The 25,831-nt window shown below is 34.5% G+C and carries 24 protein-coding genes, 2 tRNA genes and 1 rRNA gene; 18 read left to right on the top strand and 9 right to left on the bottom strand.

Annotated features, from left to right (window positions below):
* The 7 genes from sucC to hemF all read right to left on the bottom strand — a co-directional run bounded on the left by sucC (position 1) and on the right by hemF (position 4,854).
* Positions 1 to 1,152: an ADP-forming succinate--CoA ligase subunit beta gene (sucC, locus tag ACFEL3_RS04785; protein WP_006279820.1), complete on the bottom strand. Its 1,152-nt coding sequence runs from the start codon at positions 1,150 to 1,152 to the stop codon at positions 1 to 3.
* Between the two features lie 37 nt (positions 1,153 to 1,189).
* Positions 1,190 to 1,390, bottom strand: coding sequence for a 30S ribosomal protein S21 (gene rpsU, locus ACFEL3_RS04780; RefSeq protein WP_006279819.1), 201 nt, complete (start codon positions 1,388 to 1,390; stop codon positions 1,190 to 1,192).
* A 199-nt stretch (positions 1,391 to 1,589) separates the two neighbouring features.
* Positions 1,590 to 1,663, bottom strand: a tRNA-Pro gene (locus ACFEL3_RS04775).
* A gap of 218 nt (positions 1,664 to 1,881) precedes the next feature.
* The gene (locus ACFEL3_RS04770) at positions 1,882 to 2,568 is read right to left on the bottom strand and encodes a 16S rRNA (uracil(1498)-N(3))-methyltransferase (protein ID WP_006279818.1); all 687 of its coding nucleotides are present in this window, start codon (positions 2,566 to 2,568) and stop codon (positions 1,882 to 1,884) included.
* A gap of 28 nt (positions 2,569 to 2,596) precedes the next feature.
* A tRNA-Glu gene (locus ACFEL3_RS04765) sits at positions 2,597 to 2,668 on the bottom strand.
* A gap of 68 nt (positions 2,669 to 2,736) precedes the next feature.
* A complete protein-coding gene (locus ACFEL3_RS04760; protein WP_022626153.1) occupies positions 2,737 to 3,948 on the bottom strand; it encodes a hypothetical protein in 1,212 nt (403 codons plus the stop codon).
* Positions 3,949 to 4,029: 81 nt separating this feature from the next.
* Entirely contained in the window at positions 4,030 to 4,854 is an 825-nt protein-coding gene (hemF, locus tag ACFEL3_RS04755; RefSeq protein WP_022626154.1) for an oxygen-dependent coproporphyrinogen oxidase, read from the bottom strand.
* A gap of 160 nt (positions 4,855 to 5,014) precedes the next feature.
* On the opposite strand from hemF, the gene ACFEL3_RS04750 reads away from it, so the two are divergent.
* From ACFEL3_RS04750 to ACFEL3_RS04740, 3 genes are all read left to right on the top strand, one after another.
* A complete protein-coding gene (locus ACFEL3_RS04750) occupies positions 5,015 to 7,495 on the top strand; it encodes an ATP-binding protein (RefSeq protein ID WP_265018004.1) in 2,481 nt (826 codons plus the stop codon).
* A 90-nt stretch (positions 7,496 to 7,585) separates the two neighbouring features.
* The gene (locus ACFEL3_RS04745; RefSeq protein WP_006280226.1) at positions 7,586 to 8,428 is read left to right on the top strand and encodes a ParA family protein; all 843 of its coding nucleotides are present in this window, start codon (positions 7,586 to 7,588) and stop codon (positions 8,426 to 8,428) included.
* A complete protein-coding gene (locus ACFEL3_RS04740) occupies positions 8,425 to 9,276 on the top strand; it encodes a ParB/RepB/Spo0J family partition protein (protein ID WP_265018005.1) in 852 nt (283 codons plus the stop codon). The genes ACFEL3_RS04745 and ACFEL3_RS04740 overlap by 4 nt, the downstream gene beginning before the upstream one ends.
* 191 nt (positions 9,277 to 9,467) lie before the next feature.
* Here the strand turns inward: ACFEL3_RS04740 and ACFEL3_RS06850 are convergent, their stop codons facing one another.
* The gene (locus tag ACFEL3_RS06850; RefSeq protein ID WP_410176927.1) at positions 9,468 to 9,644 is read right to left on the bottom strand and encodes a hypothetical protein; all 177 of its coding nucleotides are present in this window, start codon (positions 9,642 to 9,644) and stop codon (positions 9,468 to 9,470) included.
* A 511-nt stretch (positions 9,645 to 10,155) separates the two neighbouring features.
* Entirely contained in the window at positions 10,156 to 10,770 is a 615-nt protein-coding gene (locus ACFEL3_RS04730; protein WP_010963111.1) for a hypothetical protein, read from the bottom strand.
* Between the two features lie 153 nt (positions 10,771 to 10,923).
* On the opposite strand from ACFEL3_RS04730, the gene ACFEL3_RS04725 reads away from it, so the two are divergent.
* From ACFEL3_RS04725 to ACFEL3_RS04655, 15 genes are all read left to right on the top strand, one after another.
* Positions 10,924 to 12,428 (top strand): 16S ribosomal RNA (locus ACFEL3_RS04725).
* A 100-nt stretch (positions 12,429 to 12,528) separates the two neighbouring features.
* The gene (gene sdhC, locus ACFEL3_RS04720) at positions 12,529 to 12,906 is read left to right on the top strand and encodes a succinate dehydrogenase, cytochrome b556 subunit (protein ID WP_010963112.1); all 378 of its coding nucleotides are present in this window, start codon (positions 12,529 to 12,531) and stop codon (positions 12,904 to 12,906) included.
* The gene (sdhD, locus tag ACFEL3_RS04715; protein WP_010963113.1) at positions 12,903 to 13,259 is read left to right on the top strand and encodes a succinate dehydrogenase, hydrophobic membrane anchor protein; all 357 of its coding nucleotides are present in this window, start codon (positions 12,903 to 12,905) and stop codon (positions 13,257 to 13,259) included. The genes sdhC and sdhD overlap by 4 nt, the downstream gene beginning before the upstream one ends.
* Positions 13,260 to 13,343: 84 nt before the next feature.
* Positions 13,344 to 14,582: a hypothetical protein gene (locus ACFEL3_RS04710; RefSeq protein ID WP_010082038.1), complete on the top strand. Its 1,239-nt coding sequence runs from the start codon at positions 13,344 to 13,346 to the stop codon at positions 14,580 to 14,582.
* 112 nt (positions 14,583 to 14,694) lie between these two features.
* Positions 14,695 to 15,276, top strand: a complete 582-nt coding sequence (locus ACFEL3_RS04705) for a sugar phosphate nucleotidyltransferase (RefSeq protein ID WP_010963115.1) — start codon at positions 14,695 to 14,697, stop codon at positions 15,274 to 15,276.
* 27 nt (positions 15,277 to 15,303) lie between these two features.
* A protein-coding gene (locus ACFEL3_RS04700; RefSeq protein ID WP_094189578.1) for an IS5-like element ISWpi1 family transposase occupies positions 15,304 to 16,136 on the top strand; the annotation gives its coding sequence in 2 pieces (ribosomal slippage) (positions 15,304 to 15,673 and positions 15,673 to 16,136; 834 coding nt in all).
* Positions 16,133 to 16,906 carry a cupin domain-containing protein gene (locus ACFEL3_RS04695; protein WP_010963116.1) on the top strand — a complete coding sequence of 258 codons (774 nt, stop codon included), beginning with the start codon at positions 16,133 to 16,135 and terminating at the stop codon, positions 16,904 to 16,906. Before ACFEL3_RS04700 ends, ACFEL3_RS04695 begins: the two co-directional genes overlap by 4 nt.
* 128 nt (positions 16,907 to 17,034) lie before the next feature.
* On the top strand, positions 17,035 to 18,243 hold the full coding sequence (locus ACFEL3_RS04690) for a hypothetical protein (protein ID WP_070357004.1): 1,209 nt from the start codon (positions 17,035 to 17,037) through the stop codon (positions 18,241 to 18,243).
* Positions 18,244 to 18,523: 280 nt separating this feature from the next.
* Positions 18,524 to 19,753, top strand: a complete 1,230-nt coding sequence (locus tag ACFEL3_RS04685; RefSeq protein WP_070357005.1) for a lipoprotein-releasing ABC transporter permease subunit — start codon at positions 18,524 to 18,526, stop codon at positions 19,751 to 19,753.
* Positions 19,746 to 20,477, top strand: a complete 732-nt coding sequence (locus ACFEL3_RS04680) for a hypothetical protein (RefSeq protein WP_038199598.1) — start codon at positions 19,746 to 19,748, stop codon at positions 20,475 to 20,477. The genes ACFEL3_RS04685 and ACFEL3_RS04680 overlap by 8 nt, the downstream gene beginning before the upstream one ends.
* Positions 20,474 to 21,694: a hypothetical protein gene (locus tag ACFEL3_RS04675; protein ID WP_007548692.1), complete on the top strand. Its 1,221-nt coding sequence runs from the start codon at positions 20,474 to 20,476 to the stop codon at positions 21,692 to 21,694. The genes ACFEL3_RS04680 and ACFEL3_RS04675 overlap by 4 nt, the downstream gene beginning before the upstream one ends.
* 198 nt (positions 21,695 to 21,892) lie before the next feature.
* On the top strand, positions 21,893 to 22,765 hold the full coding sequence (gene atpG, locus ACFEL3_RS04670; RefSeq protein WP_010081973.1) for an ATP synthase F1 subunit gamma: 873 nt from the start codon (positions 21,893 to 21,895) through the stop codon (positions 22,763 to 22,765).
* Between the two features lie 18 nt (positions 22,766 to 22,783).
* Positions 22,784 to 24,118 (top strand): TldD/PmbA family protein, encoded by a 1,335-nt coding sequence (locus ACFEL3_RS04665; protein ID WP_010081974.1) that lies wholly within the window; start codon positions 22,784 to 22,786, stop codon positions 24,116 to 24,118.
* 174 nt (positions 24,119 to 24,292) lie between these two features.
* On the top strand, positions 24,293 to 24,544 hold the full coding sequence (locus ACFEL3_RS04660) for a cold-shock protein (RefSeq protein WP_006279919.1): 252 nt from the start codon (positions 24,293 to 24,295) through the stop codon (positions 24,542 to 24,544).
* Positions 24,545 to 24,579: 35 nt separating this feature from the next.
* Positions 24,580 to 25,806: a DEAD/DEAH box helicase gene (locus ACFEL3_RS04655; RefSeq protein WP_265039599.1), complete on the top strand. Its 1,227-nt coding sequence runs from the start codon at positions 24,580 to 24,582 to the stop codon at positions 25,804 to 25,806.
* Positions 25,807 to 25,831 lie beyond the last annotated feature (25 nt).

Raw genomic sequence — 25,831 nt, 5'->3', positions numbered from 1 at the left:
TTATTTTACCTCTTTTACTATCTTTTGCGCAGCTTCATCTAGCTCATCTGCAGCAATAATATTTAATCCTGACTCTTCTAAAATTTTTTTTCCTTCTTCAAAATTAGTACCTGATAATCTAACCACTAGAGGAACTTTAATGCTCATTTCTTTTGCAGCCGCAACAATTCCACTTGCGATAATATCGCAACGCATTATACCACCAAATATGTTAACCAGAATTCCTTTTACGTTGCTATCAGACAATATGATTTTAAATGCTTCAGTTACAGTTTCTTTACTCGCTCCACCACCAACATCCAAAAAGTTAGCAGGCTCTGCTCCGTAGTATTTTATTATATCCATTGTTGCCATAGCAAGACCTGCACCATTTACCATGCAACCAATACTGCCATCCATTTTGATGTAACTGAGCCCATACTTTGAAGCCTCTATCTCTTCTTTCACTTCCTCATCATAATCACGAAGTTCCATAATTTCTGGGTGACGATATAAAGCATTATCATCGAAATTAATTTTTGCATCGAGCGCAATAAAATCTCCAGAATTTGTTTCAACCAGTGGATTAATTTCAATTTGGCTCGCATCAGTTGCAATAAACGCATCATATATTTTTTTTGCAATGTTCGATATCTTTTCTATTTGTTCTGGACTCAAATGAAAACTGCTGCTTAACTTGCTGCTATCAAAACTTGTAGCAGGATCAATATCAAATTTCACAATTTTTGCAGGAGAATTTTTTGCCACTTCTTCGATGTCCATTCCACCTTCTGAGGAAAATATGAATATTGGCCTACTGAGCTTCGGGTCGATTACCAGGCTTAAATAATACTCTTTCTTAATGCTTGAGCCTTCTTCAACGTACACTTTTCTTACTTGCTGCCCGCTTGGCCCTGTTTGATGAGTAACTAAAGTCATACCAATCATGTCCTTTACAAACTGTTGAGCTTCTTCAACTGACTTTGCTAGCTTTACGCCACCGGCTTTACCCCTACCACCTGCATGAATTTGAGCTTTAACTACAAACACGTCAGATTTTAATTGACTTACTTGAGTCTTTACTTCTTCTGCAGATGTAGCAACAAAACCTTTTGGCACTGGGACATTAAATTTATGCAAAACTTCTTTCGCTTGATATTCGTGAATATTCATAAAATAACCAATGATAAACTATTAACTTGAGTACAAACTACCAACCATAACGTTGCCTTCTGCACTCTTGTTGGTACCTCTTTTTTTTAGCTTCAGCTTTCTTTTTAGCTCTTTTTTCTGATTTTTTTTCATGATATTGTTTTTTCATTTTCAACCCTCTTCCTTCCTTTTGAATTGTTTTTTTCAATACTGGAAGAGCTCTGTCTACATCACCATAATGGACTGATACTTCTATCAAACTCTATACCTCCTTCGGTAATCATTTCAAAATCTATTTATAAATTAGAAAATTAACATTGTCAATTATTTTATAAACTTGAGCGTTAAAATGTAATATGCCATAATTTACATGGTAAATAATGTCATTCCAGTGTCAGCTACTTGCTTACTGATGGAGATTGCTCTTATGTTACAGCGTTCTTACAATTATACTAACATCGGGGCGGAGAGATTTGAACTCCCGACCCTTTGGTCCCAAACCAAATGCGCTACCAGGCTGCGCTACGCCCCGACTTCTTTACTCAGAGTATCAATAACTCAGGCAAAATGCAAGATTCATTTGTTTACTTTAGAAAAAATATAATATGAGATTTAATATTATCTTAGAATATGTTTTTTATTAGCTCCTCTTTAACAACAGACTGCTTCGTAGAAAGTCTACAGGGTTTTTGTGCGCGCAACACTGAACCAGATTTCTTTATGACCCAAACCTTAGTCATATTTAAAAATCTAGCTACACCAATTGGTGAAAGTGAGTGCAGCAACTACAGCAGTATCGACCCTTAAAATTCTTTTTCCTAGACTCAATTTTTGACAAAACTTATCGGCAAGATCAAGTTCATAAGATGAAAAACCACCTTCAGGGCCAACAATAATAGCAACATTTTTTTTGCCTTTCAGCACTTTGTCAGCTTTACCTGTTTCATCACACAAAACAAAATTTTTACTCTGGGAATCAGGTAACTCACAAAAGTTAATAGGAGGCAAAATCTCTGGTATACTTATCCTACCTGATTGTTCCGCTGCTTCGATTGCTTGTAATTTTGCTCTACTTAGGTTAATATTTTTTACCACTGTACGTTCCGTTGAAATAAATTGAATGCAGATTACTCCCATTTCAGTTGCCTGTCTTACTATGTTGTTCAAAGCAGCACTTTTTACCATGGCACAATACAGGTATAAATTTTCCTCATATTGCTGTTGTTTAGTGCATTCTTTGGGTGTAACTTCTGTCAATTTACGCGATATATTAACTACTTCTCCTAACCATTCTCCATCTTTTCCATTAAAAAGAGAGAGATTATCATACTTCTTAAGCCGCATTACATTGCAAATATAGTGACTTTGTTGTGGATTAAGTGCTAAACTCACGCCTTGTGATAAAGCTTCTTCAACATAGAGCCTAATTTTTCCCATTCAAAACTTTAATTATATTCTACTTGAGTGACTCTTACGGGATTTGAACCCGTGTTACCACCGTGAAAGGGTGGTGTCCTAACCACTAGACGAAAGAGTCAACTTGAATCTAACTAGGTTATATCGATTACATATATAAAGTCAATTCAATTATTTTGAATCACATAGTTAGAGGGATATATCAGTAATCTTATATCGACAGCCTCCTATTACTCCATGCTCAATACTCACTGAACCTATCTCAGATTTAGGAGCTAATTCTAATTGTTGTTCAACTTTTGTATCGGAATCATAGCCAGAATCGTAGCCAGAATCTCTACGCTCATATTTCTGCCTTATTTCTTCTACACTAAAGCCAGCCTTGGTCTTAATTTTTTGATCATTAGTCTGTTGCTGACTTATCGACTTATTAGCACTTAGCTCATTTAGCTTCACTTGCCAATCATTCACTTTATCTTGCACTAACCCATGGCAAGTTCCAGAATTAGCTTTTATGTCTTTTGCTTTTCTTTCTGCTCTTTTCTTGGACAAATCTACCCTAGCATAAATAGGTTCTGACGACTGTTCTGGCTCTTTCTGTTTTAGGCTAGTAGGCTTTTTTTGTTCTGAAAGATCATCTATAGTGCAATAAATAGGTTCTTCTGATATACTCAAATAACCACTATCTTCCAATGATAAATTTTCAGTGGATTTTTTATGTGAATCATATATTTCAGCATAAATAGATTCTTCTGATACACTCAAATAACCATTCTCCCCTAATGAGTTACTAACCTTAGCATCATACACCTCAGCGTAAATTGGCTCTTTTGAAGGCAAAGCATCATAATTAGTGCTCTTTGGCTTATACTCAAAAGTTCTAGAAGGTTTTTGAGGTGGTATTACATTGTTGTTCACCTCAGCGTACATAGTTATTGGCTCATATTCAGAGGTTCTAGGAGGTTTTTGTTGTATAGCTTCAACATTCAAATCATCTGTAGAATAATACTCTGCGCCTTTTCCTAGTAAAAAGGAAACTGTGGGGTGAAGAATTATCTCTGCTGGTAAGTTTTTCTCACTATCCAATTTTAGATTTTTTGATTCTGCTAAACTCTCAATAACACGAATTATAACATTCTTTCCATTCTCATCTATTGAGTGGATATCAGCTCCACGATTAATCAGCAATTCCATTATTTTGTGATCTGTAGCATGTCCTAAAGCCTGATTTAAAGCTTGATTATTATTTATATCAAATGATCCTGTATTCTTGAGAGACATAGTCTTTGAAAAGAATTTTCTAAAACTATTTAATGCATCATAGAGAATTAGAGTCAGTTTAACACCTTTTATGTCATTGTTTTTGACAGATTTAATTAAAAAATTATCTATTATGCCCATGATTATACCCCCTATATAAAAGCTCACTACCATGGTACAATTTTAAACTATGATGATTTATTTTCTACTAATAGCAGCTCTCTATAACCACTTAACAAGTGGTGGCATTGACATCATAATTGCATCTGGATTGCCGTCAGTCATTAAACCAAACCTTGTGCCACGATCGTATAACAGATTGAATTCTACATATCTGCCACGTTTTATTAATTGATTTTCTCGTTGTTCTTTTGTCCAAGATTTTTGTATATGTTTACGTATGATGTGCAAATAAATTTCCAAAAAGGCTTCACCTACTGCTTTTGTGAACTCAAAATCGTTTTCCCAGTTGCTAGAACTCAGATTATCATAGAAAATGCCACCAATACCACGCGGCTCTTTTCTGTGTTGTAAGAAAAAATAGTTGTCACATTGCTCTTTAAATTTTGGATAATATCCGGTGTCAAATCTATCACATGTCATTTTGATTGATTCATGAATATACTTGCAATCTTCTTCATTTTTATATATTGGCGTAAAATCCATTCCTCCACCAAACCATTGTTTTGAAGTATATATCAGCCTTGTGTTCATATGTGCTGCAGGGATAAGGGGCGATTGCATATGAGACACTAAAGATATACCGCTTGCCCAGAACTCTCCGTTACTTTCACTTGCACCAGGAATTTCATTAATGGCTGAATCTGCAAATTTTCCGTGTACTTTTGAAACGTTTACTCCAACTTTTTCAAAAACATTACCAAAAATAATTGTAGATTCACCACCTCCACCACCTGGGCGATCCCACTTTCTCTTTTCGATTTTTGGCTCTGCGGATGATTGTTTTTCAATTAATAAGAAAGATTCTATAATCTTATCTCTTAGTGCACAGAACCATTTAAATGCTTGTGTTTTTTGTTTTTCCATAATATCCTCTTGCTAGCTTATTAACATTGTTATATCTGATATTTAAGGAACTTAATTAGATTTGGATGATAATTATCTATCAAAGACGTTAATAAATCTATAATAATTAAATCAATATAATAGAACATTTTCGTATGTACAACAATGCCAAGTAACAATAATGAATAAAAGATACATAGATAACAAAAAAGAGAACAGGGTTGACTTCATACTAAGAAATTATGGAATGTCAATTGTTGTGATGGCAGTTATTATGCTCTTACCTCCAGTAGCAATATCGATACTCTACTTTTTTGATATATATAGTCAGCATATTAATATAGAGATTAATTTATTAGTTAGCATTCTAACAACTCTCTTTATGATGTATAATGTAAAACGCTACAGATACCTACTTAATACTATAGAATTTCAAAATGCAATATTTGCAAATGCACTAAATCATAATACAGAATTTTGCCTTATTTTACATAAAGATGAAGGTATTATTTATGCTGATGCAAGGTTCTACGAAAGGTTTAAAGATCATATAGATGATGACATTACGTTAGACAAGATTCTTGAAATAGGAGATGTTTCAGAAGCAGACAAAAAAGTACTCTATCATGCACTAAAAAATAACTCTTCTGTACAGGTATGCATTTCCTTAAACAAGAAGAATAGAGTATCTAACTTTCTTTTGCTCTTTGAGCCGATACCAGATAATCCCCAAATTGCTATAAATAGTAATAAGATTTTAAATTTATCATTAGTGCCAATAGCAAGGCCAGATGGGTATTTTGTATTAAAAGCAACACAGATAAACAAGGAGCAGATATATGAAGAGTTAATAGAAAAACACAGCATAGGAACTTACATTGCAAATGCCAAAGGGGTGATTTTATCTGTAAATAAAAGATTTTTAGACATATTTGAACTAAAAAAACTGGAAAAAGGTAGCTCAATCAGTGATTTTATATCTCAATCTAAATATAACAATACAACAACCGATAATGAAATTTTGTTTTTTACTATAAGTGGTATTCCATTCAAGGCTTATATGAGCACTGCTATATTTTGTGATAAATACAACCATAGCTATATATATGGCTTTATAACACCAACCGAATCAAATATTGTTGATTATCAATTACACCCTTGTTTTGCAAATTCATCAATTGCTATTGCACAATGTGACATAAACGGCAACTTTGTAAAGAAAAATACGGCACTAATAAAGCTTGCAGGGTCAGATAATAATTCAATCTTTACGTTGATATTGGATAGTTATCATGTGAAAATACGTGAATATTTTTCGAGTAATAGAATAAATAATGCGTCTTTTGATGTACAGCTCAACGGCGGTAATAACATAAAAATATATTTCAATAAGTTTCTTCATAATAAAATGATCTTCATACTTTGTTATTTTATTGACAATACTGAACACAAAAACCTAGAGATAAAGCTTGAGCATTATCAAAAGATGCAAGCTATAGGGCAGTTAGCAGGTGGTATTGCGCATGATTTCAACAATATATTGACTGGGATAATAGGATTTTGCGATTTGCTTTTACTCCAACACTCAGCTGGTGACCCATCTTTTGGAGATATAATACAGATACAGCAAAATGCAAAGCGTGGATCAAATTTAGTAAGACAATTGCTTGCTTTCTCAAGAAGACAGACCTTGCAGCCAAAAATTATTGATGTAAATAATACTATAGCTAATCTTTATGAAATGATAAAAAGATTAATAGGTGAAAATATAAAATTTAATATTTATTATGGTAGAGACTTGGGTGCTGTTAGGGCTGATCAAGGGCAATTAGAGCAAGTTATACTTAACTTAGCAGTCAATGCTAGTGCTGCTATGGAAAAGGGCGGAGAATTAACTATACGAACCTTTAATCAAAAGATTGACTCATTAAATTCTACACCTCAGGATATGTTTTCTCCAGACAAGGAAGCGATTGAACATGGAAATTATGTTGTGATTGAAGTAATTGATACTGGATGTGGAATGACGAGTGATACAACTGAAAAGATCTTTGATCCATTTTTTTCTACCAAAGATATTACCTCTGGTACAGGTCTTGGCCTCTCTACTGTATATGGCATTATTAAACAAACTGAAGGATACATCTATGTTGCTAGCAAAGTAAATCATGGAACTAAATTTAGCATATTTTTGCCCATGGTTTACATATCAGATGAAAATGATAGAGAGGAAGATAGTGAAGAAACAGAAAAACCGGTAGTAAGTGAAATTAAAGGTAATGGTATAATTTTATTAATCGAAGATGAAGATTCAGTAAGGGAATTCATCTCTAAAGCACTCAAAAGAAAAGGATTTGATGTAATAGAAGCAAGCATAGGCAGCGAGGCGCCAGAAATAATCAGTAAAAAAAGTCAACGTATAGATCTTATAATCACTGATGTAATCATGCCAGAGGTGAGCGGCCCAGAAATAGTTAAAGAAGCATTGATCCATAGGCCAAATATCAACGTTATTTTTATTTCTGGGTATGCAGAAGATGCTTTTTTAAAGAGTGATGACATCAATATAGAAGATTTTCACTTTTTGCCAAAACCATTCACTCTGAATGAATTAGGAAACAAGGTTCAAAGTGTGTTACACAAAGCAAAAAAGACAGTCTAATTTTAGTGTGGTTAGCAACAAAAAAATTTTCTAATGCAAAAGTTTCTTGCATATATACAATAGAATTATTTTATACATAAGATAAAAGGCGTGAGCAAGATTATTGCAATAGTAAATCAAAAGGGTGGAGTTGGCAAAACCACAACTAGTATAAATTTGTCGACAGCCTTTGCTGCTGTGGGAAAAAGCACTTTATTGGTAGATCTTGATCCTCAAGGAAATGCTAGCACCGGACTCGGGATTTCTTATCGTAGTAGGGAAGAAAAAAACATATACAAAATACTACTAAGCAGCGAAAATAAATTGATAGAATCGGCAATTTTCAATATAAAGGAAATTCCGAATTTATCGCTAATTTCGTCAGTAGTTGATTTGTCAGCTGCAGAAATTGAATTATCGCAACTTGAGCGAGGAAAATTCGTACTAAAAAGCGCATTGGAGAAGATACGCGATAATTATGAGTATATAATCATCGATTGCCCTCCATCACTTGGGCTTCTGACCATAAATGCTTTGACTGCTGCTAATTCTATTATTGTTCCTCTTCAGTGTGAATTTTTTGCTCTGGAAGGATTAAGCCATTTAGTTAAAACTGTGGAGCTAATAAAAAGGAATAACCTAAACCCTTTTTTGGCAATAGAAGGGATAGTGTTAACAATGTATGACAGGCGCAACAAACTCAGTGAACAGATTAAAAACGATATTTGCCAGTATTTAAATGATAAAGTATACAAAACTATCATCCCATTGTATGAGACTGTTATTCCACGTAACGTACGGTTATCAGAAGCGCCTTCTCATGGAAAACCCGCTATTGTGTATGATCTTAAGTGTCCTGGTGCACAAGCATATATAAGTTTGGCAAGGGAAATTTTAAAAAAGCACGCGAGCAGTTGTAAGGAGAAGAAACTAGTAAGCGAGGGCGTAGTATGAAGGATGATAGACGCCTCGGCAGAGGTCTTGCCGGCCTCATAGGCGATAATTATGATAATAAAGAAGATCGACAAGAGCATTTGCCTATTTCATTACTGCACCCAAGCAAATTTCAACCGAGGAAACATTTTGACGAGGAGTCATTAAGAGAACTTGCAAATTCGATAAAGAAAAGTGGCATTATACAGCCTATCGTGGTACGCAAAGATTCAAATGATGATGATTATGAAATAATAGCTGGAGAACGTCGTTGGCGAGCAAGCAAGATTGCAAATCTTGATAGTGCACCGGTTATCATAAAAGATCTGAGCGACAAGGAATGCTTGGAAGTATCCATTATTGAAAACATACAAAGGCAAGATATTAATCCAATAGAGGAAGGTGAAGCTTACAGAAAACTGATAGATGAGTTTTTCTATACACATGAGGAATTAGCTTCAGCTATAGGCAAAAGCCGCAGCCACATAACCAATATGATTCGGATGTTGTTGCTCCCTGATAGGGTGAAAACAATGATCAATGAGAAAAAATTGTCTATGGGTCATGCAAGAGCGTTGATTAATGTTGAAAATGCGGAAAGTATTGCAGAAAAAATAGTTTCTCAGGGCTTAAGCGTTAGACAAACTGAAAAACTGATAAAGGACCTACATCAAAACAACAATCAAAAAGAGCAGAGATATACTAGAAATCAAGATATGACAGTAATAGAAGGCGCTATATCTTCTCAACTTGGTTTAAAGATCAAAATTAATGACAACAATTCTAAGGGTAAAGTTATGATACGGTATGATAATCCAAATGAATTGGATTTGATATTGAAAATTTTGAATAGGAAACTTGAGGCATAGCTAGTAGTTGGCTAGCAAAGCAACAAACCAATATCAACTGTTGGTGTCATGAAAGTAGCTGACACTGGAATCCAGGAATTTTATTAAGTTGGTAAGCATAAAAGTATAACTTCTACGTCATACCGCCGCGGTATCCGCTAACAAGCAGCGGGATGACGATTGTCAGGGTAGCTGTCATCCCAGTGCCCTGACTACTTGGATCCAGGAAAAAGAATGGTGTCATCCAAGTAGCTGACACTGGGATCCAGAAGACTTAATTTCAACCAAGTGGCTGCATAATAAAGGCTGGATTCCAGTGTCACGCACTGGGATGACACCCTAGTAGAAATCGTTTTTGTAATTGCAACATTCGTGCAATCTTTAGCCATAAATATTAAGAAATTTACCAAATGAAAAAAAAGGCAAAAGAAGCCCTGGGGTTATTATCCGCTTTAAAATATTGGCGTTTTTTATGTTTTAAACGCTTGAAAAGCAAGATTAAGCTGCTTTTAATTGCAACTAACTTACGCTGCAAATGTTTAAGAAGTTTACTAAGCAGAAAAAAAGACAAAGAACCCCCGAGTTAGCTAGTCTTTTACTATCTCTGTCGAGTATTGGCATTTTTTGATGTCTTGTAACGCTTTATAAGCGCGTTCAGCTTATTTAGATAAAAATCTAGATGTAGATGAAGTTTTGTAAAGACATACAGTATCTATATACTGCAAAAAATTGAACATAAGACGCCGATACATTAAGTAATCCTTACCTTTTAATCTGCAGATTGGCGAAAGCAAATACAATAGCTTCACTATCATGATAAGGGCGCTGGCGAAGGGTGTCAAGTAAGTTTTTTCGTTTCATCCGATGCGCTGCCAAAAGCTATGCAAAAAGTCCAATGAGTTAACTCCCATATATCCTGAGTAATTCTTGTGCATTAGCTTTGATTAGGATAGGGCATTTTCTATCATTTAATAGGGAACGCAATATTTCAGTTGCACCTTTAATGTCGTTATTATGTATCTTTACTACAGCGATAGCTTCTTGGCTTGAATAAGGATACACTGTGCTTGATTCTAAATTATCAATTTTGTCTTTATTTATTTTTTCACCGTTGGAGTGAAGTAAGCTCATTACTTCTAAATATTGTGCTAACTCACGCAAAACATTAGGAGCATCTTTATCATCTGCCAAATCATTATAAATAGATGCTGTGTCTGTTGGCATTGAATCTGAGATATGATTGAATGCGCGTTCAAAATTTGCTAAATACTCCCAATTTGAATCTATTTCTTCTAGCAGCGGCTTATTATCTTTTTTTAAGAATAATACTTCGTAAAACTTGTCACCTGCAGTTATAGATTGTTTTGTGTTATCAATGTTGCGCAATAAGTATAATGTGATGCCAACTAACATTGGCGCGAGTGCAAGCAGAAAGATGTATTTTTTCATGGTAATATTCTGAATAGTTATATATTTATACATTAATGCTTTTGATTTGCAAAAACATATTGACATAGTGATTATATCACATAATAATATTCTTAAAGTTGTTTGAATAGTTGGAGATTAAAATATTTCTAAAGTAGAAATAAAGACAGCAGTATTAAGCTAAATTATTTTTTGTCGGATTTATCCGATGTACCCTCAACCTTTTATAGGTTGAAGTCTAAATTTGAGAGTTTGATCCTAGCTCAGAATGAACGCTGGCGGCAGGCCTAACACATGCAAGTCGAACGGAGTTATATTGTAGCTTGCTATGGTATAACTTAGTGGCAGACGGGTGAGTAATGTATAGGAATCTACCTAGTAGTACGGAATAATTGTTGGAAACGGCAACTAATACCGTATACGCCCTACGGGGGAAAAATTTATTGCTATTAGATGAGCCTATATTAGATTAGCTAGTTGGTGGAGTAATAGCCTACCAAGGCAATGATCTATAGCTGATCTGAGAGGATGATCAGCCACACTGGAACTGAGATACGGTCCAGACTCCTACGGGAGGCAGCAGTGGGGAATATTGGACAATGGGCGAAAGCCTGATCCAGCCATGCCGCATGAGTGAAGAAGGCCTTTGGGTTGTAAAGCTCTTTTAGTGAGGAAGATAATGACGGTACTCACAGAAGAAGTCCTGGCTAACTCCGTGCCAGCAGCCGCGGTAATACGGAGAGGGCTAGCGTTATTCGGAATTATTGGGCGTAAAGGGCGCGTAGGCGGATTAGTAAGTTAAAAGTGAAATCCCAAGGCTCAACCTTGGAATTGCTTTTAAAACTGCTAATCTAGAGATTGAAAGAGGATAGAGGAATTCCTAGTGTAGAGGTGAAATTCGTAAATATTAGGAGGAACACCAGTGGCGAAGGCGTCTATCTGGTTCAAATCTGACGCTGAGGCGCGAAGGCGTGGGGAGCAAACAGGATTAGATACCCTGGTAGTCCACGCTGTAAACGATGAATGTTAAATATGGGAAGTTTTACTTTCTGTATTACAGCTAACGCGTTAAACATTCCGCCTGGGGACTACGGTCGCAAGATTAAAACTCAAAGGAATTGACGGGGACCCGCACAAGCGGTGGAGCATGTGGTTTAATTCGATGCAACGCGAAAAACCTTACCACTCCTTGACATGGAAATTATACCTATTCGAAGGGATAGGGTCGGTTCGGCCGGGTTTCACACAGGTGTTGCATGGCTGTCGTCAGCTCGTGTCGTGAGATGTTGGGTTAAGTCCCGCAACGAGCGCAACCCTCATCCTTAGTTACCATCAGGTAATGCTGGGGACTTTAAGGAAACTGCCAGTGATAAACTGGAGGAAGGTGGGGATGATGTCAAGTCATCATGGCCCTTATGGAGTGGGCTACACACGTGCTACAATGGTGGCTACAATGGGCTGCAAAGTCGCGAGGCTAAGCTAATCCCTTAAAAGCCATCTCAGTTCGGATTGTACTCTGCAACTCGAGTGCATGAAGTTGGAATCGCTAGTAATCGTGGATCAGCACGCCACGGTGAATACGTTCTCGGGTCTTGTACACACTGCCCGTCACGCCATGGGAATTGGTTTCACTCGAAGCTAACGACCTAACCGCAAGGAGGGAGTTATTTAAAGTGGGATCGGTGACTGGGGTGAAGTCGTAACAAGGTAGCAGTAGGGGAATCTGCAGCTGGATTACCTCCTTAGGCTTTGCACATAATTTACCATTTTTAATGATGGTGTTGTTATGTGCTATACTGCTGTCTTTACTTCTACTTTATTTTAATTTCCCGATAACGGAATTTTATGAGTGATAGACCTCTTTCTCCACATTTACAAATATATAAAGTACAAGTTACTAGTTTTTTCTCTATTATGCATAGATTGACTGGTATCTTGCTATTCCTTTTATTAATGATACTTTCTTGGTATTTCATATTACATGTTTACTTTCCTGAGTTACTTATAGTAAGGTACTTAAATGCATTATTATTCACTCCTGTTGCTAAATTAGCTTATGTCTTATGTTTTATAAGTTTTGTATATCATTTTCTTAATGGTATTCGTCATTTATTGTGGGATGTTGGGCTTAATTTAGAAATTACTGGCGTTTCAAGGAGTGCTATACTGCTGACAGTAACGCTACTTCTTTCTACTATGGCTTTTTTATTTATGTTTATATGAGTCAGTCTGGAAATTCAGTACATCATTGGTGGGTTCAGCGTGTTTCTGCGGTAATTTTACTGTTCCTGTTTCCTTGGTTTATCTATTCATTTTCTTGCACATTTTATACTGATAGCTCTTTGTCTTTTAGTGAAAAATTTATTAATCACCCTCTAGAGCTTTTATTTTTTGTTGTATTGTTGTTTTGCATTTTTTGGCACGCAGTTCTTGGAATGCAGGTAGTATGCGAAGATTATATACACAGCGTACCTTTGAGGATTTTTACAATTACATGCATAAAGTACTTATCAAGCATTACTTATATAACCCTCGCTTTTACAATCTTTATCTTCTACAGGCATATTTTCTTGTAAAATCACCGGTGCTGTGTTAATATATTATTAGTGTACTAGTTTTATTATTGAACTATAGCATTATAGCGATTTTGGTTTGACAATATGTTTGAAGCATTAAAAAAGGGAGCAATAGATCTTACACTTAAAGCAAAAGGTCTGCTTACTTCACCTGAATCTCAAGTTTACGTCGAAGACCTTAGAAAGGTAATGATGTATGATGGAAGGAAATGCCAGTATCCAAAAAATTATGATCAAATTGTACAGTCTGCTAAAATCATAGAAAACAGGGATATGCATGGAAATGCTATACTAGATAAAGATAAAAATCCAACCTATAAACTTTTGTATGGTCAAAAAGATGAGAATGGAGAACAACCAAGTTTCAGATTATCTTTAGTTACCAAAGATAAAGATAATGATAGATCTTATTTTACTATCAATTATATAGACAATCAGGGTAAGCAAATTCCGATAAATGAGTTGCATAAGTCATATTTTGAGCCATTAGGCTTTTCGAGAATGGATTTGAAAAAACACGTGCCAATTTTTGAAGCTGAAAAAACTAAGGATCCTCAATATCCATTTGAATTAACTAATTCTTCTGTGCTAACTAAAGAGGTAAAAAATAAAGAAGGTAAAGTTCAGGAAGTTGTTGATGAAAAAGGAAGAAATGGAGAATTATTATACACTAGTGATTACAAGAAGCTAAGCACCCATTTTTCAGAAATTAGAGATCAGAATGGTAATCTAGAGCTAGATAAAAGTCTTATATCTGTTCCTATCGTTTTTGCTACAAGTTTAGCTAAAGTTTGTACTAAATTGTTGACTTCTCTTCCTATAAAGTTAGGGGAGCATTTAATAAGCGAACAAAACCCAATTGCAAAGTCTTTTGGTTATCTTTTATTTACTCCTGCAATGGCAGTAAAAAATTTAGTGGATATGGGAGCTACCATACTTAAGGCTCCAATTTTATTGTTTGTAGCAAATGAGAAAAAATATGGTGATGCTTACTACACCATGTGGAAACACCAACTGAAAGGATGTTTGGAAGAAGCAAAAAGTGACTTTAATGTTATTAAAGGTGAAGAAAGGCTAAAGCCGGATCATGGGAATCGTGATTCACTAGTGGGCACATGGGATGAGCTTAACGCTAGAAGGCCAAAGAAACAAGGGGATGATAAAGAAGTTAGCAAGAGTAATGAAATACTAAAGAGTCCTGAGGAAGAACAAAATAAGGGTAATGAAATATTAAGTGATAAAAGAAAAGGTCATGTTGAGGAATTACAAAATAGAAGAAATTCACAGCAAGGGCAAGGCGCTACACATGATCACTCTCATTAGCAATTACTTTAAATCAACATTTACTTTCTTTATTAACTATTCCACAACAAAAACTTGCATGTATTTTGCCCTCAGTATAAGATATTAATTATTTAATTAATATCTTAACTAAATGCGCCCTGTAATATTGTGTGGTGGTAGTGGTAGCAGACTTTGGCCTTTATCTAAGCCAAAGCAATTTCAGAAAATATTTAGTCAGAACACTATGTTTCACAACACTTTGTTGAGGCTAAAAAGCGATTATATGCCGCCCATAATTGCTACAAATATACAGTACGAGTCATTAGTGATGGAGGAATTGCATGCACTGCAAGAATATAAAGTGATTTTCGAACCAGTGAAAATTGGAACAGCAGCGGCAATATTAATTGCTGCACTTCTCTGCAATGAAAACGAGACAATGTTAATTCTGCCTTCAGACCATTTTATAGGTGATTTGAATAGTTTTTATGCTTCTACTCAAAAAGCGTCTAAGTTAGCCTCTGAAACTAACTCTATAGTCACTTTTGGGGTTAAGCCTCATGAATTCAATTCTGAATACGGCTATATAAATGCAGTATATGATCAGAAAGAAAAATGTCATATAGTGAAAGATTTTACAGAAAAGCCCGAGCGTAAGTTAAGTAACGATCATTATTGGAACTCTGGAATATTTGTGTTTAGAGGTTGTCCGGAAACAAGTAAAAGGCTATAATATCTGAAATTTTAGTACGGGGTAAAGATGAGAAAAAAGTATCCAACAGATCTAAGCGAAAGGGAATGGGCAAGAATAGAAAAACACTTCAGAGTATCATACAAGAAAGGAGGAAGGCCGCCAAAGTATAGCAAAAGAGAAATATTAGAAGCAATTTTCTATGTATTGCGTACAGGGTGTCAATGGCGGTATTTACCAAATGATTTTCCGCTATGGAAGACTGTGTATGAGCAGTTCAGGCAATGGAAGAAGCAGGGAATTTTTGAGAAAATGAATTATGAAATTACAAAATATAGTAGAAGAAAAATAGGAAGGAATGAGCAGCCGAGTGCCTGTATAGTAGATAGTCAATCTGTAAAGACTACAGAAAAGGGGGGATCAAAGGCTATGATGGAAGTAAAAAAGTAAAGGGTAGAAAAAGGCATATAATTACAGACACTCAGGGTTTTATACTAGGTTGTTACGTAGGCGCTGCTAACGAAAATGATAGAGATGGTATTAAAATAGCATTAAACAATATGAGAACAAAATATACTAAAGTTAAAAAAATGTGGGCTGACATGGGATACCAAGGAAGAAATTTAAAGAATCACATAAAGGAAGAATATGACATAGATATTGAAATTGTTAAAAGGCCTCCATGTAGATTTTGGGTGCACAAAGATACGCCACCTGAGCTACTACCAACAAGAGAACAAGGGTTTAAAGTACAGCCAAGAAGATGGGTTGTAGAAAGGACTTTTGCTTGGGTTAATAGGAATAGAAGGCTATCGAAGGAGTATGATTTACTCACAACATCCACTGAGAATTTCATATACCTAGCTATGAGTAGGGTTATGTTAAAGAGGGAATATGCTTGAATTTACTAGTTTCCGGACAACCTCTTAAAGCAAAACGCTACATAGATGAGATTAAAAAATCTGCCCCGAATCTTTACAATTTATGTTTTAAATATTTCACACCGCAAGAGAGATTTCTGTATTTAAAACAACGAGATTTTGCAGGAATTGAAGGCATATCCATTGATTACTTGGTGATGGAGAAAGCAAAAAACGTTGCAATGATAGAAGCTAATTTCGATTGGTTGGATGTTGGAACTTGGAATTCAGTTTTAGAATTGAGTGAGAAGTTTAGTAAAGAACCGGCATCATTTCAGCATGTGATTAGAGAAAAAGAACCAGTTTCAACGACAGAAAGTAATAAAAATTTATTGAGTGGAGCTTGTAAGCAACCAAACAAAAGTCTAATTTCATTTATTCATAAAGTTAAGAAAGTAAAGGTGATAAGGAAAGAAGTTAAACCATGGGGATTTTGTAGTATAATTTTAATGAGCGAAAATTTTCTTATAAAATATCTTTTTATCAATCCATTAAGCTGCACTTCTAAGCAATTCCATCACTATAGAGATGAATACCATATAGTGCTATCAGGAGTTGGATATGTTAGTTTAGAAGACAAAGAATATGCTATAGCAAAGGACCATATGATAGAAATCCCAAGGGAAGTTTCCCATAGGATTGAAAATAGAAGCACAAGCTTTCCACTTGAAATAGTTGAATTTCAGATAGGAGAGCATTTATCTGATAATGATATAGTGAGATTGGATGATGTATATGGAAGAATATGGTAACGCCATAAATGCATTTGTTGGCAATTTATAATATGGGTATAGCTGCTTTATGTAAAAAATAATATTTACTAAATCTTAATATTTTAAACCTATACCCATATTTTAATAAATAATGAGTTGTAATTAATATGAAGGATCCATTTAAAAGTGACAATTATAGAGAAAATCTCGGTTTCCTTAAAGAAGCTATAAAAGCAAGAGATGAGTTAGTAACTATTAGACATTATAATAAAACGGTAAGGGATTTATCTCAGGCATTAAAGCGTTTTACAGATAAGGCAGAAGATGTAGCTAAGTTTGTTATACGTAGTGACTCAATTGATTATGTAAAATCGATGAATGGAAAGCCATCAGGTCTTAAGATATTAAAGGAAATATTGAATAGAATCTCGGGAAGAAATGTTCCAGTTAAGAATATAAGTAGTTTTATTGATAAATTACCTCCTCCTACTTCAATGACAATCTTTGAATATCTAGAGGCTTATCGTAAAATTTCAGGTTTGGAGCAAGTTGAAAGAGGAAATATTGCAATAGCTCCAGAAAAGCCAGAACGCAGTTTTCTAAAAGAAGATAGACAAGTAGAAGTTAATTATAATGATTCAGGCCATGGAAATTCATTAGATGAAAAGCCTGGATACAAAGAGATATCAAATTATCAAGAGAAGAAGAGTAAAATTTTAACAGAAAATTCACAAAGTTCAAAATCGCCTAGAGAAGAGCTAATTTATGTAACAGTTCCTAAAGAACATATGGAAGCAAAAAGAGAACTTAAACAAAAACAACAATCTAAACCTCCAATATTGCCAAAACCATCAATAGCACCCCCATTGCCAAAAAAAATGTTTACTGCTGGTCAAGAAGTTAGACAAAAACCAAAAGTAGTAGGAACTGTTCCTAAATCAACTAAAGATAAACCTGAATTACCACTAAAACTTAAAAAGTTAGGTCATACTGATCAAAAATCAAGCACAAAGCTAGAAATGGTAGTATCTTCTATGGAAAAAGAAATTAATTATAATATCGATATTAAAGTACAAGAGATAAGAAAAAAATTCAAACAAAATCAAGCAAAAGAAAGTCCTAATGCGCAAACTATTGAAAGCAGGACCCCTCCTGTTGCACAAGTGAATATAGATGTGGAGAAAAAAACTAGGCCATCACCAAAAGTTGCTTCCCAATCTCGCTTATTTCCAATGAGGGATGAAATATCTCAGATGAATCCCTTATCAGCAAAATCTGATCCGAGACCTCATGTTAGCAAAAATGCTCTTCTCACAGATGTAAATGTAAAGCAACTAGTTGTACAATTTGAAAATTATGGAAGGAAAGAATTATAACTTATTGAATAAACCCAATAATATTCTTGATTTTTTCTATGTTATAAAAGCACAAGCTCTCCACTTGAAATAGTTGAATTTCAGATAGGAGAGCATTTATCTGATAATGATATAGTGAGGTTGGATGATGTATATGGAAGATTTTGAAATTCTAATGTTAAAGATACTCTATAAGTCTGCTAAATTTAAGGAAGCAAAAATCTCTAGTTTTTAAATAAAGAAAAGTCTACAATTATACGAAGTTTCAAAAATATAATGTCTAACCTCAAAATATTTTGTAATGTCCATTGCCTTTGAAATTACTATGGCTGCTTGCTATTTGCGAGCAAGAAATGCCAGATTTTGCTCTATAATGACTTTGTTCTCTATTATCGGCATTGCCCTTGGAGTTGCAACACTAATAGTGGTGATGTCTGTGATGAACGGATTCAGAGCAAAGTTGCTTGACTCAATACTTGGCATTGATGGCCATATTAACGTTTATTTTGATAGGAACATAAATTCAGATTACTACGCAGTTTCAAAATCTATTGAGAGAATTCCTGGTATATTAAAAGCTACTCCTATGACCAATGATCAAGTTATTATTGTAGCAAATGGTAAAATTGCAGGTAGCGTAGTGCGAGGTGTGTCAACTAAAGATTTGCTTGATAGTACTGCCGTTACAAATAATGTAATTATAGGTGATGTAAAAAAATTTGATGAAGGGATAATAATAGGAGCACGCTTAGCAGAAGTTTTGAACATTGACTATGGCGACGAAATTACGTTTATATCATCTGAAGAATTTGATGCATTACTTGGTGAAATGCCGCGAATGAAAAAATATAAAGTTATAGCAATATTTGATATGGGTATGTTTGAGTATGATAATACCTTGATATATATGCCTCTAAAATCAGCACAAGCCTTTTTTAATTATAAAAATAGCATAAAAAATATAGAAGTACTTGTAGACGACGTTACTAGAGCTGATAAGCTGGCAGATGCTATAGAAAAAGAAATAGGAATGGAAGCTGAAAGTTGGCAATCACAGCAAAGCCATTATTTTAGTGCTTTAAAAACTGAAAGAAATGTGATGTTTTTAATTCTCACTTTGATTATAGTTGTAGCAGCGTTTAATATTATCTCAAATTTAATGATGATAGTGCAAGAAAAGAAATCCGCGATTGCAATTATGCGTACATTTGGTGCAACAAGTGGAAGCATTATGCGTATATTTTGCGCTTGTGGTCTATTAATCGGTTTTACGGGAACTTGTCTTGGCTGTATTATAGGTGTCGTTTTTTCTCTCAATATCGAAAGCATTAGAGTGTTTTTAGAAAACATTACTAACGTCAAGCTGTTTGATCCTATGATATACTTTTTTTCAAGTTTGCCAGTGATATTAGTACCCCAAGACGTAGTAAATATTTCTGCACTTGCGTTACTCTTATCATTTTTAGCGACAATTGCTCCTGCGTTGCAGGCAGCTGCACAAGATCCTGCGGAGATACTACGTTATGAATGATACTCAGCAAAAGTACATAGGTTGGTTCTTAATTGTATTGTTATTTACCGGTTACATCACAATAAATAACATAATCTTTTTAAAAATAAATCAGCAAGAGAGTGAAAACAATGTGAAAGCTTTAACGGAAAACATGGATGAATTTAGAATGTTGCTTGAAGTTAATCAATCTAGAATAGAAAAAAAGATATTTGACCTCAAGAGAAGTCAGCATACTCAATGTGAGCAAGGTGATAATAACTCAAGATGTAAGAACCTTGCAAAATTGCTATTACTTGTGGTTAAAATGAAGAATTCGTTATTGCGAGAAGCAAAATTTGATAACCATATAAATTCAATAAAGCCTTTGATATCAGAGCTTGACGATCCAGAGATAGAAAATGCAGTAGATGAATTAGAAAATTTGAAAGAGATAAATACCTTACACGAATTGAAGTTATCTTTTGAAAAAACTATTGATACTATCGATTACAACAAAAGTACATTGTCTAAAAAAATCATTTCAAACTGGATAAAGGTAGACGACCGAAATGATCCATTAAGAGTAAAATTCGCAGAAATTGAGGAGTCAATAAATGATAATGATTGGCAAAATATAACTGTTACAGTAAGCAATTTAACGCATTCAGAATTCAAGCTATGGCTGAATAAATTGAATGGTTTTATTGTAGCTTCTAAGAATATTTCAACAATATATCATCACTTATTACAATATATCTCATGATTTATTTTATAATTTTCGCTTTTTCGTTTTTATTTGGTATATGGGTCAAGGTAAGTGGTGAAGTAATAAAATTGGAATTAGGCAATTACACTATAAGTATTGATCTATATTTCATTATTTTTACTTGTGTAGTTTTATTATTTTTATTAATTACACTTGTACGCTTTTTTTCCTCCATTTCATCAACATTTGCCAACATAAGAAATAGAAGAAGGGATAGGGAAGAATTGCTTCTCTTTGAAGCTTTCTTTAGCATAGACTTAGACAATATAGAGAATGCCCAAAAGCTAGTTAAAAGTCTGAGTGAGGAGAGCGATAGGTTGTCTTTAATAAAGCTCTTTAACTCAGGTAAGACGGGAAATTACAGCTTTTTCAGTAACGGTTTAACAAATATTGCAAATAAAAATCGTAACTTAGCTCTACTTCTAGCCAATAAGCTGATTGTCCACCTCAAACAAGAAAAAGTAGTCTTTCAAAAATTTATAGAATATTGCTCTAGTTCAATTAACGATAAAATGCTATCTATTCCCTTTCAAATAGAGCATTGCATATTGAAAGAAGATTGGATTAATGCAATTTTGAGGTTGAAGGAAGCAGTTAAGTCCAATATTTTTCTCCCCTTTGATCATAAAGAAATGTTTGCAGTGTTTTATTGCGCTTTAGCAAAGCAATATGAAAGTAAAGGAAATTTTAAGGAGGCTATAAAGTCTTTATTTAGAGCACAACGTTATAGTGCAATTTTTCAGCCCATCAATTATTTAAAGGCAGAATTATATATTAAACTTGGAAAAATCAGAAAAGCTTCTGCAGTGCTAGAGGCAGAGTATACAGTAAATCCTACTCCTCAGTCAGCTAAAATGTACATCAATTTAAATAGTAAAGGTGCTGAAAGACTATACAACTTACGCCCTGATTATTATTTTAGTTACTGTTTACTTGCTTTGTCCTCAATGAGTTCAGGTAAATATGATCTTGCAAGTCAATATTTAGATACTGCTATGAAAAAAGCTAATTACATGTCAATCTACTTTATTGTAATACAACTCAAGGTTACATTGCAAGAACACGACAAGGTAATTTATTGGCTAAACAAGATGGGCTCAGAAGCTTTGCCTGATCCAGGCTGGAAATGTAAAAATTGTAACAGGGAACTAGAACAATGGGATCATAAGTGTTCAAGTTGTAATAGTTTTAATTGTGTTTATTATATATTATAAAATTCCACAAAGTGTAGAAATTACCATTAGGCTACTTTCACATTGATATTGCTGAAGTTAGAGCACTTTCTTAATATAATCCTTATCTCCAAACAATAAACCTGCAAGTTTCTTAGCTAGACTTGGTTTTAATGTCAAAAAAACTTGCTTTTAGACACTAACAGTTATATATTTTAATAAATCAGGGTTGTATACAAAATGAAGAGCTTAAAGGAATTATCCTTAAGAATTAAGAATATTAGGTCTGTACAGAAAACCACGAAAATAATGCAAATGGTTTCTGCAGCAAAGTTGTTACAAAGCCAAAAGAAGTTATTAAATTCAAAATTATATGTATCTAAGCTGCATAACATTATTTTTTCATTAATGCTATCAGTTGATCAAGAATTACTGGCAAAAATTCTAAATGTCAGTAACGACGGTTCTTACCTAGTATTCATTATTGCGTCTGATCGTGGCTTGTGCGGCAACTTTAACTCTTCTATTGTCAAATTTAGTCAAGAGCGTGTAAATAAGTCAATCGCAAATGGCAAAAAAGTAGATATTGTATTTCTTGGTAAAAAAGCTTTTGATGTAGGTAAAAATAGATTTGACTCTAAAAGTATCTTAAAAATTGAAAATAGTAAGGGAATCACGTTAAAGCACGTAGAAGCTTTGGTTGATGGTATAGATTTAAGTAAATACGATAAAGTTAAAGTTTTTTATAGTAAATTCTATAATACCTTCACGCAAAAACCAATGTTGGAAACAATAAAACCATGGAGTAAAGACTCATCCTTGATTGATAGCTCTCTGGCTGGTCCAACAACAGATTACGGCTATGAGTATGAACCACAAAATATTGAATTTATTTTAAAATCTTTGGTTCAAGATTACGTTGTAATTGCTCTTTACTCTGCTTTACTTGAAAGTGCAACGAGTGAGAATAGTGCTAGAATGGTTGCTATGGAATCAGCAAACAGAAACACTAAAGAGATACTGAACAAATTAGCATTGCTTTATAATCGTTCTCGTCAAGCAGCGATTACGACTGATTTAATTGAAGTTATAGGTGGTGCAGAATCTTTATAGAAATCTAAGGAATAGAAAATGAATATATTAAATATTGCAGCAGATATTACTAAACTAATAAAAAAGCAAAATCAAGATGCGGAAGTTACAATATATGAAACTAATAAGACTTCAGTTTCTCAGCGTCTATCAAAAATTGAGCAAATATCACAATCTAAAAATTGCACTGTAGGAATCAGAGCTATAGCAGGTAAAAACAAAGCTGCGTATATTTCTACAAACGATTTGAATAATCTGAGTGATACAGTAAGCCAAGTGGTAGAAATGGCAAAGAATGCGCCAGAAGATCCTTGCATTAATTTTGCTGTAAATGGTAGTAATTATATCTCTTCTGCAGATTTAAGTATCTCAGATAATAATGTTGTAACCGTTGATAACCTAAAAGAAATTGCTGAAGCTGCAGAAAATTCAGCCCTTGCACATAAGAGTATCACTAATTCTGAAGGAGCCTCTTCTTCATACGCTTTAGTGAATACAGTATTATCGACTGTTTCTGGTTTTATTGGCTCGTTTAGTAAATCAACCTTTGCTAATCAGGTCTCTGTTGTTGCTGGAAGAGAAAGTGAAATGAAGGTTGGTTACGATTATGATATAGCATGTAATTTTAGTGATTTAAAGTTGCCAGAGTTAATGGGAAAAGAAGCAGCAAAAAGAGCAGTTGATCAATTGAATTCACGTACAATGAAAACTGGTAAATTTCCAGTTATTTTTGAAAAAAGAGCAGCAAAAGGGCTAGTAAAAAGTTTTGCTTCTGCTATAAATGGGAGCAGTATTATAAGCAACAGTTCTTTCTTGAGGGGTAGTTTAAACGCTCAGATTTTCAACGATAGAATTAATATTATCGATGATCCATTGTTGCCAAGAGGCATAGCATCGAGACCATTTGATGGAGAAGGGATAACTAGCAAGAAAAATATATTTGTAAAAAACGGAATATTACAAAATTGGATTTTAGACTTATACTCGGCTAGAAAATTAGACTCAGAAACAACCGGAAGTGCAACTCGTGCAAGTAATGCTGCAGTTATTCCTGCAGCTAGTAACCTCTACATTGAGAATGGTGATGTATCGTTTGAAGAATTAATTCAGGAAGTGAAAGAGGGAATATATGTAACTGATTTATTTGGTTTTGGTGTCAATTTAATCAATGGCGATTACAGCCAAGGCGCTTCCGGATTTTTTATAGAAAATGGAAAAATAACGTATCCAATACATGAGATTACCATTGCTAGCAATTTGAAGGATATGTTTAGCAATTTAGTCGTTGCAGATGATCTAACTTTTTGTGGGCAATTTAATTCACCAACGATTAAAGTTAGCGAAATGACGGTTGCAGGTTCGCTTAACGATTAAAAAATTTATTTGCATCAAGTACAACAATTGTGTATTATTGTCATGTAATGTTAAGAATAGACTATGGAGTATAAAGGTTTAGTTTCAATAGCTAAGCTTAAAGCATTCTCAATCGTAATTTCAAAGTTTTTCATCACATTAGTAATGTTAGTTAATAATTTAGGAGTTGTTTAAATGGAATTTGGTAATGTAAAATGGTTTAATGCCGAAAAAGGCTATGGTTTCATCAAGCCAGAAGGTAAAGGGGGTGACGTTTTTGTACATATTAGCACATTGGAACGTTCGGGAATAAGACCTGAGGCACTTAAAGGAGAGAATAAAGAGAAGGGAATAAAAGGAGAAAGGGTGAGTTATGAGGTTAAAGAGGAGCGCGGTAGAAACGGAGAAGATAAAAAATCTGCAATAAATTTAAGATTGGAAGATTAATCTATTATGAAGTCTTTTAACAGGATTAACGTATTGTGAATAATTTTCATGAGATGGGTCTCCCAGCTTCGCTTAGACAAGCTCTAGATAAAAATAATCTTTTCGTCCCAACTCCGATTCAAATACAAGCGATTCCCTTAGCGCTACAAGGTAAAGATATTCTCGGATCTGCTCAAACGGGGACTGGAAAAACTTTAGCATTTGCTATTCCGTTGGTTGCTAAGTTGCTGAATGAGCCTAACACTGGTTCAGCTTTAGTCATCATGCCAACCAGAGAGCTTGCGCATCAGGTAACAAATGAGATAAGAAAACTCTTATCTCAAAATTCTGCACTAAGGGTCGCTTTGTTGATTGGTGGTGAGCCTATTTTTAGGCAGCTAAATCAGCTTCAGAAAAAACCACAAATTGTAATAGGTACTCCTGGTCGTATTATAGACCATATTGAGCGTAAAACTTTGATTACTCGCAATGTTAGCGTTCTTGTGCTTGATGAAACGGATCGTATGTTTGATATGGGCTTTGGAGTTCAGATTGAAGAAATTATGAAGCATTTGCCTAAAATAAGGCAAACTCTTATGTTTTCTGCAACTCTTCCTGGAGATATAGTAAAACTTGCTGAGAAGTACCTTAATCGACCAGAACGTATTTCTGTTGATTGTGAGGTTACAACTTCTGTAAAAATTAAGCAAGAAATTGTTTATGCATCAGAATCAGAAAAATATGAAAAGCTTGTTACACAACTATGTCAGCGCGAAGGATCAATCATTATCTTTGTCAAAACAAAGCGAGGAGCGGATCAGCTAGCTAACAGATTGCACAAAGATGACTATAGCGCTTTAGCAATTCATGGTGATTTAAGGCAGCACAAGCGCGAAAGGGTCATTAATTCTTTTCGTCGTGGCCGTAATCAAATCATGGTTGCAACAGATGTTGCTTCTCGCGGCCTTGATATTCCCCACATTCAACATGTTATCAATTATGATGCACCACAATCGCAAGCTGACTATATTCATCGTATAGGTAGAACTGCACGCGCTGGAGCTGAAGGGTATGCGCTATCTTTTGTTACACCTCAAGATAAGAGAAGACTGCCTGCACTGGCAGACAAAGAAGGAGAGCTAAATTTTGATTGTAGTGTGCAATTTAAAAAACGTAACAGCAAAAAGGTCTTTAAAAGGCCAAGTACGTTAAAGACTAAATACGGTAGAAAAAAGATCAATGCATTTAAGAAGAAAAGCAGAGTACTAGAAAAAGCGTATTAAATAGGATTTACCTACAATTTGATAA

The sequence above is a fragment of the Wolbachia endosymbiont (group A) of Opomyza germinationis genome, from assembly GCF_964264765.1.
Lineage (GTDB): Bacteria > Pseudomonadota > Alphaproteobacteria > Rickettsiales > Anaplasmataceae > Wolbachia > Wolbachia pipientis.
Note: the sequence above shows the minus strand (reverse complement) of the source record. Positions and strands in the feature narration are given on the sequence as shown.

What these genes read in the sequence shown, in the direction of transcription:
- ACFEL3_RS06850 (WP_410176927.1), bottom strand. Translation starts at nt 9,644, where the DNA reads ATGGCTAAAGATTGCACGAATGTTGCAATTACAAAAACGATTTCTACT.
- ACFEL3_RS04740 (WP_265018005.1), top strand. Translation starts at nt 8,425, where the DNA reads ATGAAGGATGATAGACGCCTCGGCAGAGGTCTTGCCGGCCTCATAGGC.
- ACFEL3_RS04680 (WP_038199598.1), top strand. Translation starts at nt 19,746, where the DNA reads ATGAATGATACTCAGCAAAAGTACATAGGTTGGTTCTTAATTGTATTG.
- ACFEL3_RS04710 (WP_010082038.1), top strand. Translation starts at nt 13,344, where the DNA reads ATGTTTGAAGCATTAAAAAAGGGAGCAATAGATCTTACACTTAAAGCA.
- ACFEL3_RS04690 (WP_070357004.1), top strand. Translation starts at nt 17,035, where the DNA reads ATGAAGGATCCATTTAAAAGTGACAATTATAGAGAAAATCTCGGTTTC.
- hemF (WP_022626154.1), bottom strand. Translation starts at nt 4,854, where the DNA reads ATGGAAAAACAAAAAACACAAGCATTTAAATGGTTCTGTGCACTAAGA.
- ACFEL3_RS04730 (WP_010963111.1), bottom strand. Translation starts at nt 10,770, where the DNA reads ATGTCAATATGTTTTTGCAAATCAAAAGCATTAATGTATAAATATATA.
- sucC (WP_006279820.1), bottom strand. Translation starts at nt 1,152, where the DNA reads ATGAATATTCACGAATATCAAGCGAAAGAAGTTTTGCATAAATTTAAT.
- ACFEL3_RS04665 (WP_010081974.1), top strand. Translation starts at nt 22,784, where the DNA reads ATGAATATATTAAATATTGCAGCAGATATTACTAAACTAATAAAAAAG.
- ACFEL3_RS04675 (WP_007548692.1), top strand. Translation starts at nt 20,474, where the DNA reads ATGATTTATTTTATAATTTTCGCTTTTTCGTTTTTATTTGGTATATGG.
- atpG (WP_010081973.1), top strand. Translation starts at nt 21,893, where the DNA reads ATGAAGAGCTTAAAGGAATTATCCTTAAGAATTAAGAATATTAGGTCT.
- ACFEL3_RS04760 (WP_022626153.1), bottom strand. Translation starts at nt 3,948, where the DNA reads ATGGGCATAATAGATAATTTTTTAATTAAATCTGTCAAAAACAATGAC.
- sdhD (WP_010963113.1), top strand. Translation starts at nt 12,903, where the DNA reads ATGAGTCAGTCTGGAAATTCAGTACATCATTGGTGGGTTCAGCGTGTT.
- ACFEL3_RS04770 (WP_006279818.1), bottom strand. Translation starts at nt 2,568, where the DNA reads ATGGGAAAAATTAGGCTCTATGTTGAAGAAGCTTTATCACAAGGCGTG.
- ACFEL3_RS04705 (WP_010963115.1), top strand. Translation starts at nt 14,695, where the DNA reads ATGCGCCCTGTAATATTGTGTGGTGGTAGTGGTAGCAGACTTTGGCCT.
- ACFEL3_RS04685 (WP_070357005.1), top strand. Translation starts at nt 18,524, where the DNA reads ATGTCCATTGCCTTTGAAATTACTATGGCTGCTTGCTATTTGCGAGCA.
- ACFEL3_RS04660 (WP_006279919.1), top strand. Translation starts at nt 24,293, where the DNA reads ATGGAATTTGGTAATGTAAAATGGTTTAATGCCGAAAAAGGCTATGGT.
- sdhC (WP_010963112.1), top strand. Translation starts at nt 12,529, where the DNA reads ATGAGTGATAGACCTCTTTCTCCACATTTACAAATATATAAAGTACAA.
- ACFEL3_RS04750 (WP_265018004.1), top strand. Translation starts at nt 5,015, where the DNA reads ATGAATAAAAGATACATAGATAACAAAAAAGAGAACAGGGTTGACTTC.